This is a genomic window from Neobacillus sp. B24, assembly GCF_055381825.1.
In genome coordinates, this window is record NZ_AP035777.1 from 1,740,179 (window position 1) to 1,753,713 (window position 13,535).

At 40.7% G+C, this 13,535-nt stretch carries 17 protein-coding genes and 1 tRNA gene; 11 read left to right on the forward strand and 7 right to left on the reverse strand.

What is annotated here, in order from left to right:
* Positions 1-12: 12 nt before the first annotated feature.
* The gene (prpE, locus tag ACZ43M_RS08705) at positions 13-753 is read right to left on the reverse strand and encodes a bis(5'-nucleosyl)-tetraphosphatase PrpE (protein WP_464507011.1); all 741 of its coding nucleotides are present in this window, start codon (positions 751-753) and stop codon (positions 13-15) included.
* 77 nt (positions 754-830) lie between these two features.
* Here prpE and ACZ43M_RS08710 point away from each other — a divergent pair, with 77 nt between their 5' ends.
* From ACZ43M_RS08710 to ACZ43M_RS08720, 3 genes are all read left to right on the forward strand, one after another.
* On the forward strand, positions 831-2,699 hold the full coding sequence (locus ACZ43M_RS08710) for a cation:proton antiporter domain-containing protein (RefSeq protein ID WP_464507012.1): 1,869 nt from the start codon (positions 831-833) through the stop codon (positions 2,697-2,699).
* An 89-nt stretch (positions 2,700-2,788) separates the two neighbouring features.
* A complete protein-coding gene (gene fabI / locus ACZ43M_RS08715; RefSeq protein WP_464507013.1) occupies positions 2,789-3,559 on the forward strand; it encodes an enoyl-ACP reductase FabI in 771 nt (256 codons plus the stop codon).
* Positions 3,560-3,662: 103 nt separating this feature from the next.
* A complete protein-coding gene (locus ACZ43M_RS08720) occupies positions 3,663-4,115 on the forward strand; it encodes a CotO family spore coat protein (protein ID WP_464507014.1) in 453 nt (150 codons plus the stop codon).
* A gap of 36 nt (positions 4,116-4,151) precedes the next feature.
* Here the strand turns inward: ACZ43M_RS08720 and ACZ43M_RS08725 are convergent, their stop codons facing one another.
* Positions 4,152-4,658, reverse strand: coding sequence for a CotY/CotZ family spore coat protein (locus ACZ43M_RS08725; RefSeq protein ID WP_464507015.1), 507 nt, complete (start codon positions 4,656-4,658; stop codon positions 4,152-4,154).
* Between the two features lie 148 nt (positions 4,659-4,806).
* Between ACZ43M_RS08725 and ACZ43M_RS08730 the strand changes: the two genes are divergently transcribed.
* The 7 genes from ACZ43M_RS08730 to spoVIF all read left to right on the forward strand — a co-directional run bounded on the left by ACZ43M_RS08730 (position 4,807) and on the right by spoVIF (position 8,415).
* Positions 4,807-5,163 (forward strand): DUF1360 domain-containing protein, encoded by a 357-nt coding sequence (locus ACZ43M_RS08730; protein WP_464507016.1) that lies wholly within the window; start codon positions 4,807-4,809, stop codon positions 5,161-5,163.
* A 303-nt stretch (positions 5,164-5,466) separates the two neighbouring features.
* Entirely contained in the window at positions 5,467-5,937 is a 471-nt protein-coding gene (locus tag ACZ43M_RS08735; RefSeq protein ID WP_464507017.1) for a sporulation protein, read from the forward strand.
* Positions 5,938-5,953: 16 nt separating this feature from the next.
* A complete protein-coding gene (gene spoVAC, locus ACZ43M_RS08740; protein ID WP_464507018.1) occupies positions 5,954-6,430 on the forward strand; it encodes a stage V sporulation protein AC in 477 nt (158 codons plus the stop codon).
* Positions 6,431-7,447 (forward strand): stage V sporulation protein AD, encoded by a 1,017-nt coding sequence (spoVAD, locus tag ACZ43M_RS08745; protein ID WP_464507019.1) that lies wholly within the window; start codon positions 6,431-6,433, stop codon positions 7,445-7,447. It abuts the gene before it with no gap.
* A gap of 13 nt (positions 7,448-7,460) precedes the next feature.
* Positions 7,461-7,817, forward strand: coding sequence for a stage V sporulation protein AE (spoVAE, locus tag ACZ43M_RS08750; protein ID WP_464507020.1), 357 nt, complete (start codon positions 7,461-7,463; stop codon positions 7,815-7,817).
* A 107-nt stretch (positions 7,818-7,924) separates the two neighbouring features.
* A complete protein-coding gene (locus tag ACZ43M_RS08755) occupies positions 7,925-8,038 on the forward strand; it encodes a YjcZ family sporulation protein (protein ID WP_464507021.1) in 114 nt (37 codons plus the stop codon).
* Between the two features lie 122 nt (positions 8,039-8,160).
* The gene (gene spoVIF / locus ACZ43M_RS08760; RefSeq protein ID WP_464507991.1) at positions 8,161-8,415 is read left to right on the forward strand and encodes a sporulation-specific transcription regulator SpoVIF; all 255 of its coding nucleotides are present in this window, start codon (positions 8,161-8,163) and stop codon (positions 8,413-8,415) included.
* Positions 8,416-8,433: 18 nt separating this feature from the next.
* Here spoVIF and ACZ43M_RS08765 read toward each other — a convergent pair whose 3' ends face one another.
* From ACZ43M_RS08765 to ACZ43M_RS08785, 5 genes are all read right to left on the reverse strand, one after another.
* A complete protein-coding gene (locus ACZ43M_RS08765; RefSeq protein WP_464507022.1) occupies positions 8,434-10,734 on the reverse strand; it encodes an ATP-dependent helicase in 2,301 nt (766 codons plus the stop codon).
* Positions 10,735-10,852: 118 nt separating this feature from the next.
* Complete coding sequence (locus tag ACZ43M_RS08770) at positions 10,853-11,275, reverse strand: GNAT family N-acetyltransferase (RefSeq protein WP_464507023.1); 423 nt, start codon at positions 11,273-11,275, stop codon at positions 10,853-10,855.
* 5 nt (positions 11,276-11,280) lie between these two features.
* On the reverse strand, positions 11,281-11,793 hold the full coding sequence (locus ACZ43M_RS08775) for a YjcG family protein (protein ID WP_464507024.1): 513 nt from the start codon (positions 11,791-11,793) through the stop codon (positions 11,281-11,283).
* Between the two features lie 132 nt (positions 11,794-11,925).
* Positions 11,926-12,648 carry an alpha/beta hydrolase gene (locus ACZ43M_RS08780; RefSeq protein WP_464507025.1) on the reverse strand — a complete coding sequence of 241 codons (723 nt, stop codon included), beginning with the start codon at positions 12,646-12,648 and terminating at the stop codon, positions 11,926-11,928.
* A 102-nt stretch (positions 12,649-12,750) separates the two neighbouring features.
* A complete protein-coding gene (locus ACZ43M_RS08785; RefSeq protein ID WP_464507027.1) occupies positions 12,751-12,975 on the reverse strand; it encodes a hypothetical protein in 225 nt (74 codons plus the stop codon).
* Between the two features lie 165 nt (positions 12,976-13,140).
* Between ACZ43M_RS08785 and ACZ43M_RS08790 the strand changes: the two genes are divergently transcribed.
* A tRNA-Val gene (locus ACZ43M_RS08790) sits at positions 13,141-13,213 on the forward strand.
* Positions 13,214-13,535 lie beyond the last annotated feature (322 nt).

Genomic DNA, 13,535 nt, shown 5'->3' on the forward strand with positions numbered 1-13,535 from the left:
TTTTTCTTATTTTTAATCAAATCGTTTAAATTTTTCCTCAATATATGGCATAGTAGAAAAAACAGAAACAAGTTCCATTTCCGGATATCGCAATGCCGTTAATTTTCCGCCAAATACACAGCCAGTGTCAATATTATAGGTATGGTTGATGATTCTTGGCTCGGTTACCGGTGTATGGCCGTAGACAATGCAGGCGTTACCGTTATAGTATTTTGCCCAATCTCTTCTGACCGGTGATCCATCGGGGTGCTTTTCGCCGGTAATGTCTCCATAAAGTACAAACGTTTTTACTTTAGAATTTTTTTTACCGATAAATTCTTGTTTTATGCCTGCATGGGCGATTATTAGCCGATTATTATCTAAAACTAAATAAAGTGGGGCAGTTTCATAAAGCTCAATAAATTTTTTGCGAATGGTTTGTTGGTCTTTTTTATATAATGATTCATATTCTGCAACCGTTGTTTCGAGCCCATGGGTAATTTGAACTTTATTACCCAGAAAGTAGCGGTATAACTTGTTGCAATGATTACCCGGTGTATAATGGGCCTGTTTTTGTTTTACAACCAGATTCCAGACGATATCAATCACCTTTAGAGACTCCGGACCTCGGTCGGTCAAGTCGCCGACAAATCCAAGTATTCTGCCTTCTGGATGCAGCGGAATGTTATCCTCCCACAAATAGCCGAGCTTTTGGGTGAGTTCTTTAAACTCGGAGAAGCATCCGTGGATATCACCAATAATATCAATTTTCATGACTTGGCCTCCTTTAACCTTTCTTATTTTTTGTTTGGAGGTATCTTTTAATCCTTTCTTCAAAGGGGGAAGAAAAAATGGAACAGCATGTATCTGTTACATCATTGCTCATTGTCGTGACGATGGCATTCTTAACACCAATCCTGTTGCATCGATTTAAATTAACTGTAATACCTGTTGTGGTGGCGGAAATTATTGTCGGTCTTATCATTGGCAAGAGCGGTTTTGATATTGTGCATCAGGATATGTGGCTTGCCACGCTATCAACTCTTGGGTTTATTTTTCTAATGTTTTTAAGCGGACTGGAAATCGATTTTTCTGCTTTTTCCGGCAGCAAGAAACGAGAAATCTTACCCAACGGAAAAAAAGAACCAAATTCATTTGTAGTATCTTCAATTATTTTTGCAGGAATCTTTATTCTTTCGCTCGGTCTATCTTATTTGTTCGTGCTTGCGGGTTTTATTGATAATGCTTTTCTAATGACCTTAATCATTTCAACCATTTCATTAGGAGTCGTTGTCCCAACGCTTAAAGAAGCACATCTAATGAAAACAGTCATTGGGCAAATTATTTTGCTTGTTGCCGTTATTGCGGATTTGGCAACGATGATTTTGCTGGCAGTTTTTGTATCCTTACAGGAGTCAGAGGGGAATACTTGGCTGTTATTGATTTTGTTCGGTGCGGGAATCATTCTCTATTTTGTCGGAAAGAGATTTAAAACGAAAACCTTTATTGAAACCTTATCAACCGGGACAGTTCAAATTGGAACAAGAGCGGTTTTTACTCTGATCATTGTGCTCGTTGGACTATCGGAAACGGTTGGTGCTGAAAACATCTTGGGGGCTTTTTTGGCCGGGGTGCTTGTTTCGCTCCTGTCACCCAATCAAGAGCTTGTACATAAGCTTGATTCATTTGGATATGGATTCTTAATCCCCATTTTCTTTGTCATGGTTGGAGTAGAATTGGATATTTGGTCGTTATTTAGTGAGAAAAAGTTACTGTTATTAATCCCATTACTTCTTTTGGCATTATTAGTATCGAAAATTCTGCCCGTCTATCTTTTAAAAATTTGGTATGATACGAAAACTGTTACAGCTTCAGCATTTTTACTTACTTCTACCCTCTCGCTGGTCATCGCAGCAGCAACGATTGGGGAGCGGATCGGAGTTATTTCAGAGCAGATGAGAGGGACTTTAATCTTAGTTGCGGTTATCACCTCAATCTTTACGCCAATCGTCTTTAAAAAGCTGTTCCCAAGAGAAGAGGTCGGGAATAAGAAGGTACCGGTAGCATTTCTGGGGGCAAATCAAATTACTTTGCCCGTATCAAGAGAGTTAAAATCAGGTCTTTATGAACCAATTCTTTATCATACAAAAATAGAAAAAACGGAGAAACAAATTTCCAATTCTCTTTTTGAAATTGAGGAAATACCGGACTACTCGTTGGAGTCGATTGCCAAGACAAAAGTGTTTGAATCCGAAATTGTCGTGATTTCTACCGGCAATGAGGAACTTAATGCTAAACTGGCCATTGCCGCAAAAGAACAGGGAGTCCAGCGGGTGATAGCCCGAATAGAAGGTCCTGAATGGGAGAAAAGTCTTAGAGAACAGAATGTTGAGGTATTTTCTGCGATATTGTCGACAAAAGCATTGTTGCGGGCGTTAATCGAATCGCCAACGGTAATTAACATTTTAACAAACACAGAAACTGGCCTTTATGAAATTGTCATGAGAAATGAATTATTTGATGGGATGTCCTTACGGGAATTCCCGTTTACCGGAGATGTAATTTTTGTAAGGATCTTCCGTGGTAAGGATTCAATTGTTCCCCATGGCGACACTGAATTGCAAATGCACGACAGATTAATTGTGACTGGATCAAAGGAGTATGTCGATGAACTGAAGCAAGAGCTTGAATTTCATGAAGCAAGTAAGAGCTTTTATTAATTTCACCTAGCTTTTCATTTTGTAAAGATTAGTGTACAATTAGTACCAAGTACTAATATCTTGTAATATAGTAGGGGGATGTTTATAAAATGAATCTTTCACTAGCTGGAAAAACATTTGTCGTTATGGGGGTAGCCAATAAACGCAGTATCGCATGGGGAATTGCCCGCTCGCTACATAATGCGGGGGCAAGATTAATCTTCACCTATGCTGGAGAAAGACTTGAGGGCAGTGTTCGCGAATTGGCAGAATCACTGGAAGCGGAAGGGACATTGGTACTGCCGTGTGATGTTACTAGTGACGAGGCAATTGCAAAATGTTTCGAAGAAATTAAACAAGCCGTGGCCACTATTCATGGGGTTGCCCACTGTATTGCTTTTGCTAATAAAGAAGAGCTTCAAGGCGATTATATGAATACAACTAGAGATGGCTTTTTATTGGCCCATAATATTAGTTCCTATTCCTTAACTGCTGTCGCAAAAGAAGCCCGCGGCCTTATGACCGAAGGGGGAAGCATTGTGACATTGACGTATCTCGGCGGTGAGCGCGCGATTCAAAACTATAATGTCATGGGAGTAGCCAAGGCGTCACTCGATGCCAGTGTCCGTTATTTGGCTGTAGATCTTGGCAAGGAAAACATTCGCGTCAATTCCATCTCTGCCGGCCCAATTCGCACTCTATCTGCCAAGGGAATAAGTGATTTCAATTTAATTCTAAAAGAAATTGAGGAAAAGGCACCATTAAAAAGAGCAACAACCCCGGAAGAAGTTGGCGATACCGCACTATTCTTGTTTAGTGACTTGTCCCGCGGAATTACCGGTGAAAATATTCATGTCGATTCTGGTTATCATATTCGCTAATCTAAAAGCCCGCTGCTCAAGCGGGCTTTTATCATGCCAAAAAACTGTGAACGAGTATGGGCCATTTGCATACATATAAAGTGTAGGAAAGGGAGGTGTGGTCATGTCAAATAAGAAGGGCAAAGGTCCAACGCTGTTTATTCAACAGTCTTTTTCAAGGACTCCATCCGACACCCATATGCAGGAGATTTATATAAGCAGGCAAGAGCCTGAGCCTGCCCAAGAGGAAATTGTTCCAACTAGTGTGAAGCCTGAACAAAGTGAAAGTATCCCTCCATCAAACGGAGCCACTCAATCTGACAAGATGCATTCCGGCTTCAACCGGGTCAAACCGTTCAAAGAATTGAGTATTCAAGAGCGATTGGACTATTTAATAAACTATCCAAAGGTTCTGCCTATGGTCCCGTGTGTGTTTTATACCGAAGACGAGAAGATATTGGGAACTCTTAGTGGAGCAGATGATCTTCAAGTAATTATTCAAACTGCAGATAAACTAGAAAAAACGATTGCAATAAAGGATATTAAAAATATCATTATGATTGGTATTAAAAGGTAATAAAAAGGCCAGCCGATTACCGACTGGCTAATTTATTTAATCGCAGATTCCAAGGTTTACGTCTGCAATACATTGAATGGCACAGAAGCAGTTTAAGTCTACAGTCACACAATCGTTGCTTGCCATGAAGGCTGTTACTTGACAATGCTTAGATAAATTAATGCAGCATTTATCATCGCAATTAACCAGGTTCACTGGAACAAAGTTTGTGCCTTCTCTTTTTCCTGGAACAAGAACGCGCAGTGTGGCACAGCAGTTGTCAAATACATCTTCAACACGGAAGTAGATGGATACACACGCATTGTCATCATTGTTAAAAAATGCATGGAATGGAGAACCATCTTTTGTTTTTAGTACGAACACGCGAGTGTCTACCGTTTCCCTTACTGGTGAAACAAGTGAACCGAGGGGCTCGTTAAAACAACTGGTACAGGCTTGGCATTCTTCTTCTTGAGCGTTGTCTTGAATATCTTTAATCGCGCGAACTACTTGACATACACAGCCTTCGTGGTCGCGATCGTGACGAGATTTTCCACAACCCATTTATTTTTCCTCCTTAATCCTTAATATATCTTACAGTACTAACATATTTCACGACTGCCTTTTGGGTTACGGACAATTGCCTTATTTAGTAAAATTAGGCTTTTTCCATCCCCTTATATGAGTCCATAAACGAAAGGATTTTTCATTTATGAACATAACCTTTTTCACTTTTCTGCTCCTGTCTCTTGCTGCCTTCCGGCTGACGAGATTGATCGTCTTTGATAAAATTACCGAGTTTATCAGAAATCCCTTTTTTGATGAAATAGAGGAAGTAAACGAAAATGGAGAGATTGAGATTTACTATATTCCCAAAAAATCTGGGTTGAGACATTTTTTTGGTGAACTTCTTAGCTGTTATTGGTGTACGGGGATTTGGGCTGCTGCGGGACTTGTTGGCTTGTATTTTCTACTTCCGGGTATTGCGCAGGTAATCATCCTCATTTTGGCTATTGCAGGCATCGCTGCTATTTTAGAAACAATTGTACAATTATTTTTAGAAAAATAAGGTTCTTTGCCTGAGACATGACTTGTCTCTTAATCATATCCTATAGAAATACCATCAAATTAGGAGGAAAAAAGATGTCAAAGAATAATAAAAAAAGTACAGGCTCAACCAAGAATGGCAAGGTTTCACAGGCGATTAAAAAAGGCGGCTGCGGATGCGGTAAAAAAACAAACAAATAAAAAGCCCTTAAAACTGCTGGTTACGCTGGCAGTTTTTAATTTTTTTTTAGCAAGAGTCATAATTTATCAACTACTCGAAAAAACTATTGTGTAGAGAATCTAATCGTAAAGGGAAGGGAACGTTATGCTGAATTCCTATCGAGTATTGATCATCGCCAGCCTTTTACTCCTTGCAGGCTGCAATCAGGACCAGCAGGCCAAGGATAGTCAATTGGCGCTTGTGAAGACAACAAATCCAAAACCGGTTGTAACGGATGGCAAGAAAACCCCAGCTTGGGTAGAGGAAATTAGGCAAGAGGTAAGCTCTTTCCCGGAACTATATGATGTTGCCGTAGTAAAAGGAAAAGAAGGAACTATTGTCGTTTACAAAGTAAAACATTTACAAAGATTTAAAATGAAGAAGATAGAAAAAGAAGTAACGAAAACCCTCGAAAAGAAGCATCCAAAAGAAAAGTTCACGGTATCGAGTGACTATAAGATTTTTTTGGAAGCAATCAGGCTTGATGAAAAGATGAAATCATCAAAGAAGTATTCTGATAAGGATGCTGAAAAGCGATTCAATGAAATTGTTGAAATGACGGAAGATATGAAGTAAAGAAGGGAGAATCGAGATGGCAAGCAAGCAAAAAAACATGACACCCCAGCAGCAAAATTATCAGCAGCTGCAACAAAAACATGAAAAGAAACGTCCGGTTTTGAAGAATTGTATCAAGGCGTTTTTTGTTGGAGGGTTGATCTGTACAGTTGGCCAAGCCATCAGTTATTTTTATATTTACTTTTTTAATTTCACCGAGCAAAATGTCGGAAATCCTACTGTGGCAACGATGGTATTTCTGTCCATGCTGTTGACTGGTTTTGGAATATATGACAGGCTGGGGCAATTTGGTGGCGCAGGAAGTGCAGTTCCTGTTACCGGATTCGGCAACGCTGTGATCTCAGCGGCAATTGAACACAGGACAGAGGGAATGGTTCTCGGCGTCGGCGGCAATATGTTCAAACTTGCAGGATCAGTGCTTCTTTTCGGCGTGTTCGCCGCCTTCGTGGTAGCACTTATCAAAACGCTGCTTTCCATGTGGGGGGTTTTATAATTGTTAAAAGGACATCAATCATGGGTGTTTGCAAACCGGCCAATGATTACTGCAACCGGGGTTACAGGTGGTCCGTTTGAAGCGAATGGGAACTTGGCAAATGATTTTGATCTCCTGTTTGAAGATCTTTGGATGGGACAGGAATCTTATGAAAAAGCGCATCGAATCTTGATGGAGGAAGCAATTAAAATAGCTTTGAACAAGGCAAAGCTTGAAAAGGAACAAATCCAGTTTTTGTTCGCCGGTGATTTAATTAACCAGATTACGCCAACCAGTTTTGCGGCCAGAACCATGCAGATTCCTTATTTCGGACTGTTTGGGGCCTGCTCCACTTCGATGGAGGGATTGGCGTTGGCATCGTTTGTAATTAACTATCAAGGTGCAAAAAATGTCCTGACGGGTGCCTCAAGCCATAATGCAGCAGTTGAAAAGCAATTTCGCTATCCAACGGAATATGGCAGCCAAAAGCCTCCGACGGCACAATGGACGGTAACCGGGGCTGGTGTTGCCCTTGTTCAGCCAAATGAACCGGGAATGAATTATCCTGTAACGACGGCAGCAACGATTGGCAAGGTCATCGATATGGGCTTAAGCGACCCATTTAATATGGGCGGGGCAATGGCGCCCGCCGCTGCTGACACGATTATTGGTCATTTTCGGGATTTACAACTCGATCCTTCTCATTATGACCTTATTGTTACTGGAGATTTAGGAAGAGTGGGTCATGACACGGCTTTTGAATTGATCAATAAAAGCGGTCTCGAACTTAAACGAGGGCAATTTCAGGATTGCGGCCTCCTGATTTATAAAGATAATCAGCCGGTCCAATCCGGGGCAAGCGGCGCTGCCTGTTCAGCAACAGTTCTTTATGGACATTTACTTAACGAAATGAAAAAGGGTACTTACAAACGAATACTGCTCGTGGCGACAGGTGCCTTGCTATCACCTTTAAGCTTTCAGCAAAAAGAAACAATTCCATGTATTGCTCATGCTGTTGCCATTGAGATGAATGTATAAAGGAGGGATGCTTATGTTGGCCATGTTTTTTTGGGCATTTGTGATTGGCGGGCTCATTTGTGTGATCGGCCAGCTGCTGTTTGATGTTGTCAAGCTTACCCCAGGGCATACTTTAAGCTTGCTGGTAGTGGCCGGTGCGATTCTAGCTGGGTTTGGTTTATATGAGCCGCTTGTCGATTTTGCTGGTGCAGGAGCAACGATACCGATTACCAGTTTTGGGAATTCCCTTGTACACGGAGCGCTTGATGATGCCAGAAATCATGGGTTGATAGGAGTGTTAACCGGAATGTTTCAGGTAACAAGTTCAGGAGTATCGGCAGCGATTATTTTTGGATTTATTGGTTCGTTACTTTTTAAACCAAAAGGATAAATGCTGATTTTTTTCCTGGAAGAGTGAATAGCTTATTCATGCCTATACACTTTTTTTAGTGATTTCATATGTTATTAATGAGATTACTAAAGAGAGGTGAAGATTCTATGTGCTTCGGATACGGAGGTTACGGCTACGGTGGATTCGGATATGGCGGCAGTTTCGTTTTAATCGTAGTTCTATTCATTCTATTGATCATTGTGGGTGCAAGCTTCTATTAATCGGTAAGAGAAGCTAAGGAAAGGGCTGGTCAAAATTTTGGCCGGCCTTTTTCTGTTTTTTTCACCATTTCACTCTTCCTTCATACAATAAAGTAGTTTATGAAGGAGTGTGAATCTTGAACATGGATAATGGTTTCTTTAAAAATATAGAGAAGAAAACGGGCGTAAATATGAAGGACATCTTTGATTTGGCCAACTCCTTGCAGCATGCAAATTTTAAGGACGAAAAAACAGTTCGTAACGTTATTAAAAAAGTGTCCCATTTGGCCAATAAGCCGGTAAGCAAGGATTTAGAAGATCAAATTGTTAACACCATTGTTAAAGATGGAAAAAGTCTCGATTTCAATACTATTTCCAATATGATCAACAAAAAATAAGCCAAAAGGCCGTTTTCCTTAATGGAAATTGGCCTTTTTGGTTTTAAGCAGCGGTGTTAAAAATCTCGAACGATGGGCCTTTTTGCCCCTTCTGTTTTCCGGAACAGAAATGAATAACTGTTCCTGTGCCCTGGTCATAGCAACGTAAAATAGTCTCCGTTCCTCCTCAAGAGCGGAAAAGTCACCATTGCGGGCGGCATCCAAAGCAAAGTCATGCGGCAGGCTGCCATCAACACCTCCCAATAAATAAACGCATTTGTATTCCAGGCCTTTTGCTCCGTGGATGGTACTAAGCGTGATGGCCTCTCGAAAGTGCTTGCTTAAGTTTTTCATTTCCTTGTTCATAGCCGACATATGTTCGGCATGAGCCAAAAGTACATCGATGGTTTCAAAATTTTTAGCGGCTGTTTTTAAATCCTTTAAATCATCTGACCCTTTTTCCAGTTTATTCGATTCATTGCCCCGCTTTTTTAGAAAATCAAGGAACCCAATATCCTTTTCGATTTTTTCAATCGCTGCGGCAGGGGCCATCATTTTTAATCCGCGGATTAGTGGGACTGCCTTTTTTAACTTTTTCTCTTGAAAAGAATGGGTTGTCTTCAGGCAGGTTATTGCCTCCAGCAGGCTGCAATCCTGAAGGATGCTGAGTGCCTTAATATCTTTTAAAACACCTTGCTTCAAAAATAATAACGGCAGGATGTCGGCAATGCTTTGCGAATCCTCTTCATTTAGGCTGATTTTCAAAAATGCCAAGGCACACTTAACAATGTATCGATCATAAAATGCTTCCGTTGCCATGTCGATTTTAAACGGAAGATTTGAGTTGGCCAACCGTTCAAATACAGCACGGGAGGCCGCGTTGGTTCTATACAGTATGGCAAAATCGGCTGGATTAGCCCCTGCAGCAATCTGCTCTTGGATATCGGTAACAATCATGGTCGCTTCCTCTTCTTCATCATAAGGAAAAAACAAGGACGGCTGCAAGCCAGTAGAATATTGTGCAACCATTTTCTTGGTCCTGCGAACTTTATTGGCTGCGATCATTTGATTGGCAGCACTAACAATTTCATGTGAAGAACGGTAATTTTCTGATAATATAACGAGTTTGGAATCCGGAAAGTCATTTTCAAATTCCAGTAAAAATGCCGGATTACTACCCCGGAAGGAGTAGATGGCCTGATCATCATCGCCAACCGCACACACATTTTTGTGTTTATCTGACAATAGTTTAATTAGTTCATATTGAACCTTATTAATATCCTGATATTCATCGATTAAAAAGTAGTGAAAACGGTCCCGATAAAACTGAAGAATTTCAGGGGCTGTTAAAAACAGTTGATAGCAGCCAATCAGCATATCATCAAAATCAAACAATCCCGCTTTTGTTTTATATTCTTCATATTTTTTATATAGTTGGGCGCAGGTCTTTTCCCATTCAGAATTCGGCTTCACGTCTTCTGGCATGATTAAATTATTTTTCCAATTGCCGATTTGTTGCAGTGCTACATCATAGGCAAATTCTTTCTCCGACAAATCCAGCAATTTACCAGCATCCTTAAGGATTTTATCACGCTGCCAATTCTTTTTAATCAATTTATCGGCAGACCAATTGACAGGTTCATGGAACAGTAAAATTCTATAAAAAATGCTGTGAAACGTTCCAGTAACGAGCTGATTAATTCGTTCCCGCGTCATTTTCGGATAGGACAGGAGCCGGTTCTTCATTTCAGCAGCCGCTTTTGTGGTAAAAGTAACGAGCATAATTGAGCGTGGGTCAATCTGTTTGACCTCAAGCATATAGGCTGTGCGGGCAGTAAGGACTCGAGTTTTTCCACTGCCAGCTCCGGCAAGTACTAATAATGAACCGTTTGTTTCCGTTACTGCATCACCTTGATTTTCATCCAAAACTATTCCGTGATTTGCCAGCTCCTGTAAAAATTCCGGAAGATTCTGTTTTTCCGCATACTCCTTTGGCATAAATGGAATAGAGGTGCCAACTGCCCTGGACTGTTTGAAAACCTCAACCGCCTTGGCTGATTCTGTAATCGCCCTTCCTTTAGGGATATTAAATCCATTATGTTCGATAAAGTCAGGATTCTGAACTGGAGTAACAGTTGGCTCGGGACAGTATTGATTGGGTGCATGAGGATGGAAGAAATAAGGCGTTTCGCCCTGAATACCAAGAAAGAGATGAACGTTTTTATGGCAGACTGAACAATGTAAGTTGCCGTTTTTTCCGGCCAGGTAAATTTTTTGATATTCATCCCGGCTTAATTGTTGTAGCGAGATGATGCGCTCGCGGTATAAAGCAGTTTTCATAGTAACTTATACTCCTATTAAAAAAATCGGACATGTTCTATCATAGCAAAACCATTGAAGAGGGGGAAGGGGAAATAAAAAACACTTGCTGAAGTAATAACAGCAAGTGCCCTAATCACTATATAGACTTCATCATGGTTTTATGGGGAATTCCGGCATCGAGGAATTCATCAGAAACCACTTCATAGCCAAGACCGGTATAAAATGGTATTGCATGTGTCTGTGCATTTAGCTTAAGCTTGTGAAATCCTTTTTCGTGCGCATAATCCTCAATTTTCTCCATAATGGCTTTCCCAGCACCAAGTTTTCTTGCCTCTTTTAGGACACAAATCCGCTCGACCTTTCCATAGCCGTCAACCTCACGGAAGCGGCCGGCACCTATTGGGGCGTCATCTTGATAAAGGACGAAATGGGTAGCTTCGTCTTCGTATTCATCGATTTCTTCCTCAACAGGAACGTTTTGTTCATCTACAAAAACGAATTTTCTAACAGAATAAGCATCTTCAAGTTGTTTCGGGTTATTAATAATTTTAACAATCACAAGAATTATTCCTTTCCTAGACGAAATGTTTCATAAACGGTCCAAGACCCATTCTCTAATTGATAGAGTAGGTGAAACCGGTCCACAACCTCTTCAAAATTAATTTTGGTCATTCTGAGGGAGCCGAATACATCGGAGTGCTCGTCATTGGACAGCTTTTGACCAATCGTAATATGCGGAACAAACGCATATTCTTGATTTTGTTCGCTGTATTCTTTATTAATTTCAGCATGTAAGTCAGTAAGCTCTTTTGATGGGTCTATTTTAAAATATATGACATTATTAACTGGGTAAAATGAACTGATTTTAGAAGCTGTTAATGTGAATGGTCTTGAATTGCTGGCGATTTGCCTTAATTTATCCGCAACTGCTTTTGCCTCCTCTTCGGTTGCTTCGAAAGCATTTTTTAAAGTAAGATGCGGAGAGATTAAGGCGTAGTGAGGGTCATAGCGTTTTCGGTAAGAATTTGCAATATCCTGCAATTTTTTTGATGGGAAAATGACAACACCAAATTTCATAGGTAAACCTCCAAAAAATTATTTTTTCTATCAAATGTCAGGCCGTTCCGACAAGAGGAAATAGGGTAAAAAAGCTTTCTAAATATTATAGCAAATTTTCGGAATATAAGAAAATAATATTCTAATTATTGTCTAAAACATCATACGAAGGGCCCGTCTTAAATCAGGCTGCCAGTAGGTCCAGGTATGATTGCCATTAAACTCTTCATAAAAATAGGAGAATGGCTTTTGGATGAGCAGGTTTGAAAGCTTTCGATTTGTCGCGAGGAAATCAATCAGCCTGCCACCTGTTGTTTTCACTTCGGTTTCCTGCTGTCCGATTACATGGTAAATCTCTAGCGGCAGGGGTTCAGTATATTCCCTGACATTCTGCAGCACCTGATTGTCGACATATGGTGATTGCATAATGACCTTCCCAAATGTGTGCGGATATTGCAGCGCTGTCATGAAAGATACAGTAGCAGCAAGTGAATCGCCAATTAATGCTCTTGTTGTCCCCATATGGTAGGTGGGAAACTCCCTATCCAAATAGGGTACAAGTTCATGGGCAAGAAACCGTATGTATTGTTGATTTTGGCCCCCGTCGGGATGGTATTTCCTGTGACGGTCCTCGACATTATTATAGGATACCCCGATAATAATTAAATTTTCTATTTCTCTGTTATATAAATACTCGTCTGCCAACCGCCCAATCCTACCCAGTTGAAAGTAATCGCTTCCATCTTGGGCAATCAGCAGCGAGTATTTATAAAGCGGCGAAAAATTCGCAGGCAGGTAAACTAGCAGTTGAATCTCTTCCTGGAGTTCGTTACTGTGGATCGTGAGTTCTTTCATTGTGCCCTTTGGATATTCCATATTTGAAAAATCCCCCCGTGTTTCATTCATTACAATTTGAATTTTACCATAACATGGGTGGAAATACTTGTATCGAAAGTAAGGGATAGTGGGGGAAGAAGTTTAGTGAAGGTAGCGATGTTTGGTGCGGGCTTCAGGCATAATTGAGAGAATATTATCGCGTTTAAAGGTGCGGACTTGTTTTCGAAGCAGGCAGTAAGCCTTGATATATTCATCTGTCACTTCCTTAATAATAAGGGTCCGCTGGGTAATTTCCTGGTTATCTGCTAGATAAATCATCTCTAAAGGCATATGTTGCTCAATTGAGCGTACCAATAGTCCTTCCATTATGAATCCCTCCTTTCTACACTATCATTATAACCGAACATTCGTTCTTTATGCAAATATTAATTCGAACATACGTTTTGTTTTTGCGCTTGTTGATAAAATTTTGAGAAAAGCTATTGACTATTTTAGTTTTCTAACTATAATTATATTTGTAGCTTAATAAGAGATCTGTTAGCTCAGCTGGGAGAGCGCAACCTTGACAGGGTTGAGGTCGGGGGTTCGAACCCCTCACAGGTCATAAAAAAACCTAACATCTATGATGTTAGGTTTTTTGTTGTGCGCCCGGCATGGGTGCAGTCTATAGGGTGTAAGTCCCGAGCCACGAAGGCAGTAGTAGTGGTTAGCTTAACGCAAGGGTGTCCGCGGTGACGCGGAATCTGAAGGAAGCGAGCGGCAAACCTCCGGTCTGAGGAACACGAACTTCATACAAGGCTATGTACCATTGGATGAGTCTGCAACACAAGACAAAGTCCATACTGCCGAAGGTGGTATAAAGTAAATGAAGCAGATAGATGGAGGGAAAGATTGCACTCTTACCCGGGGAGGTCTGATTGTAACGC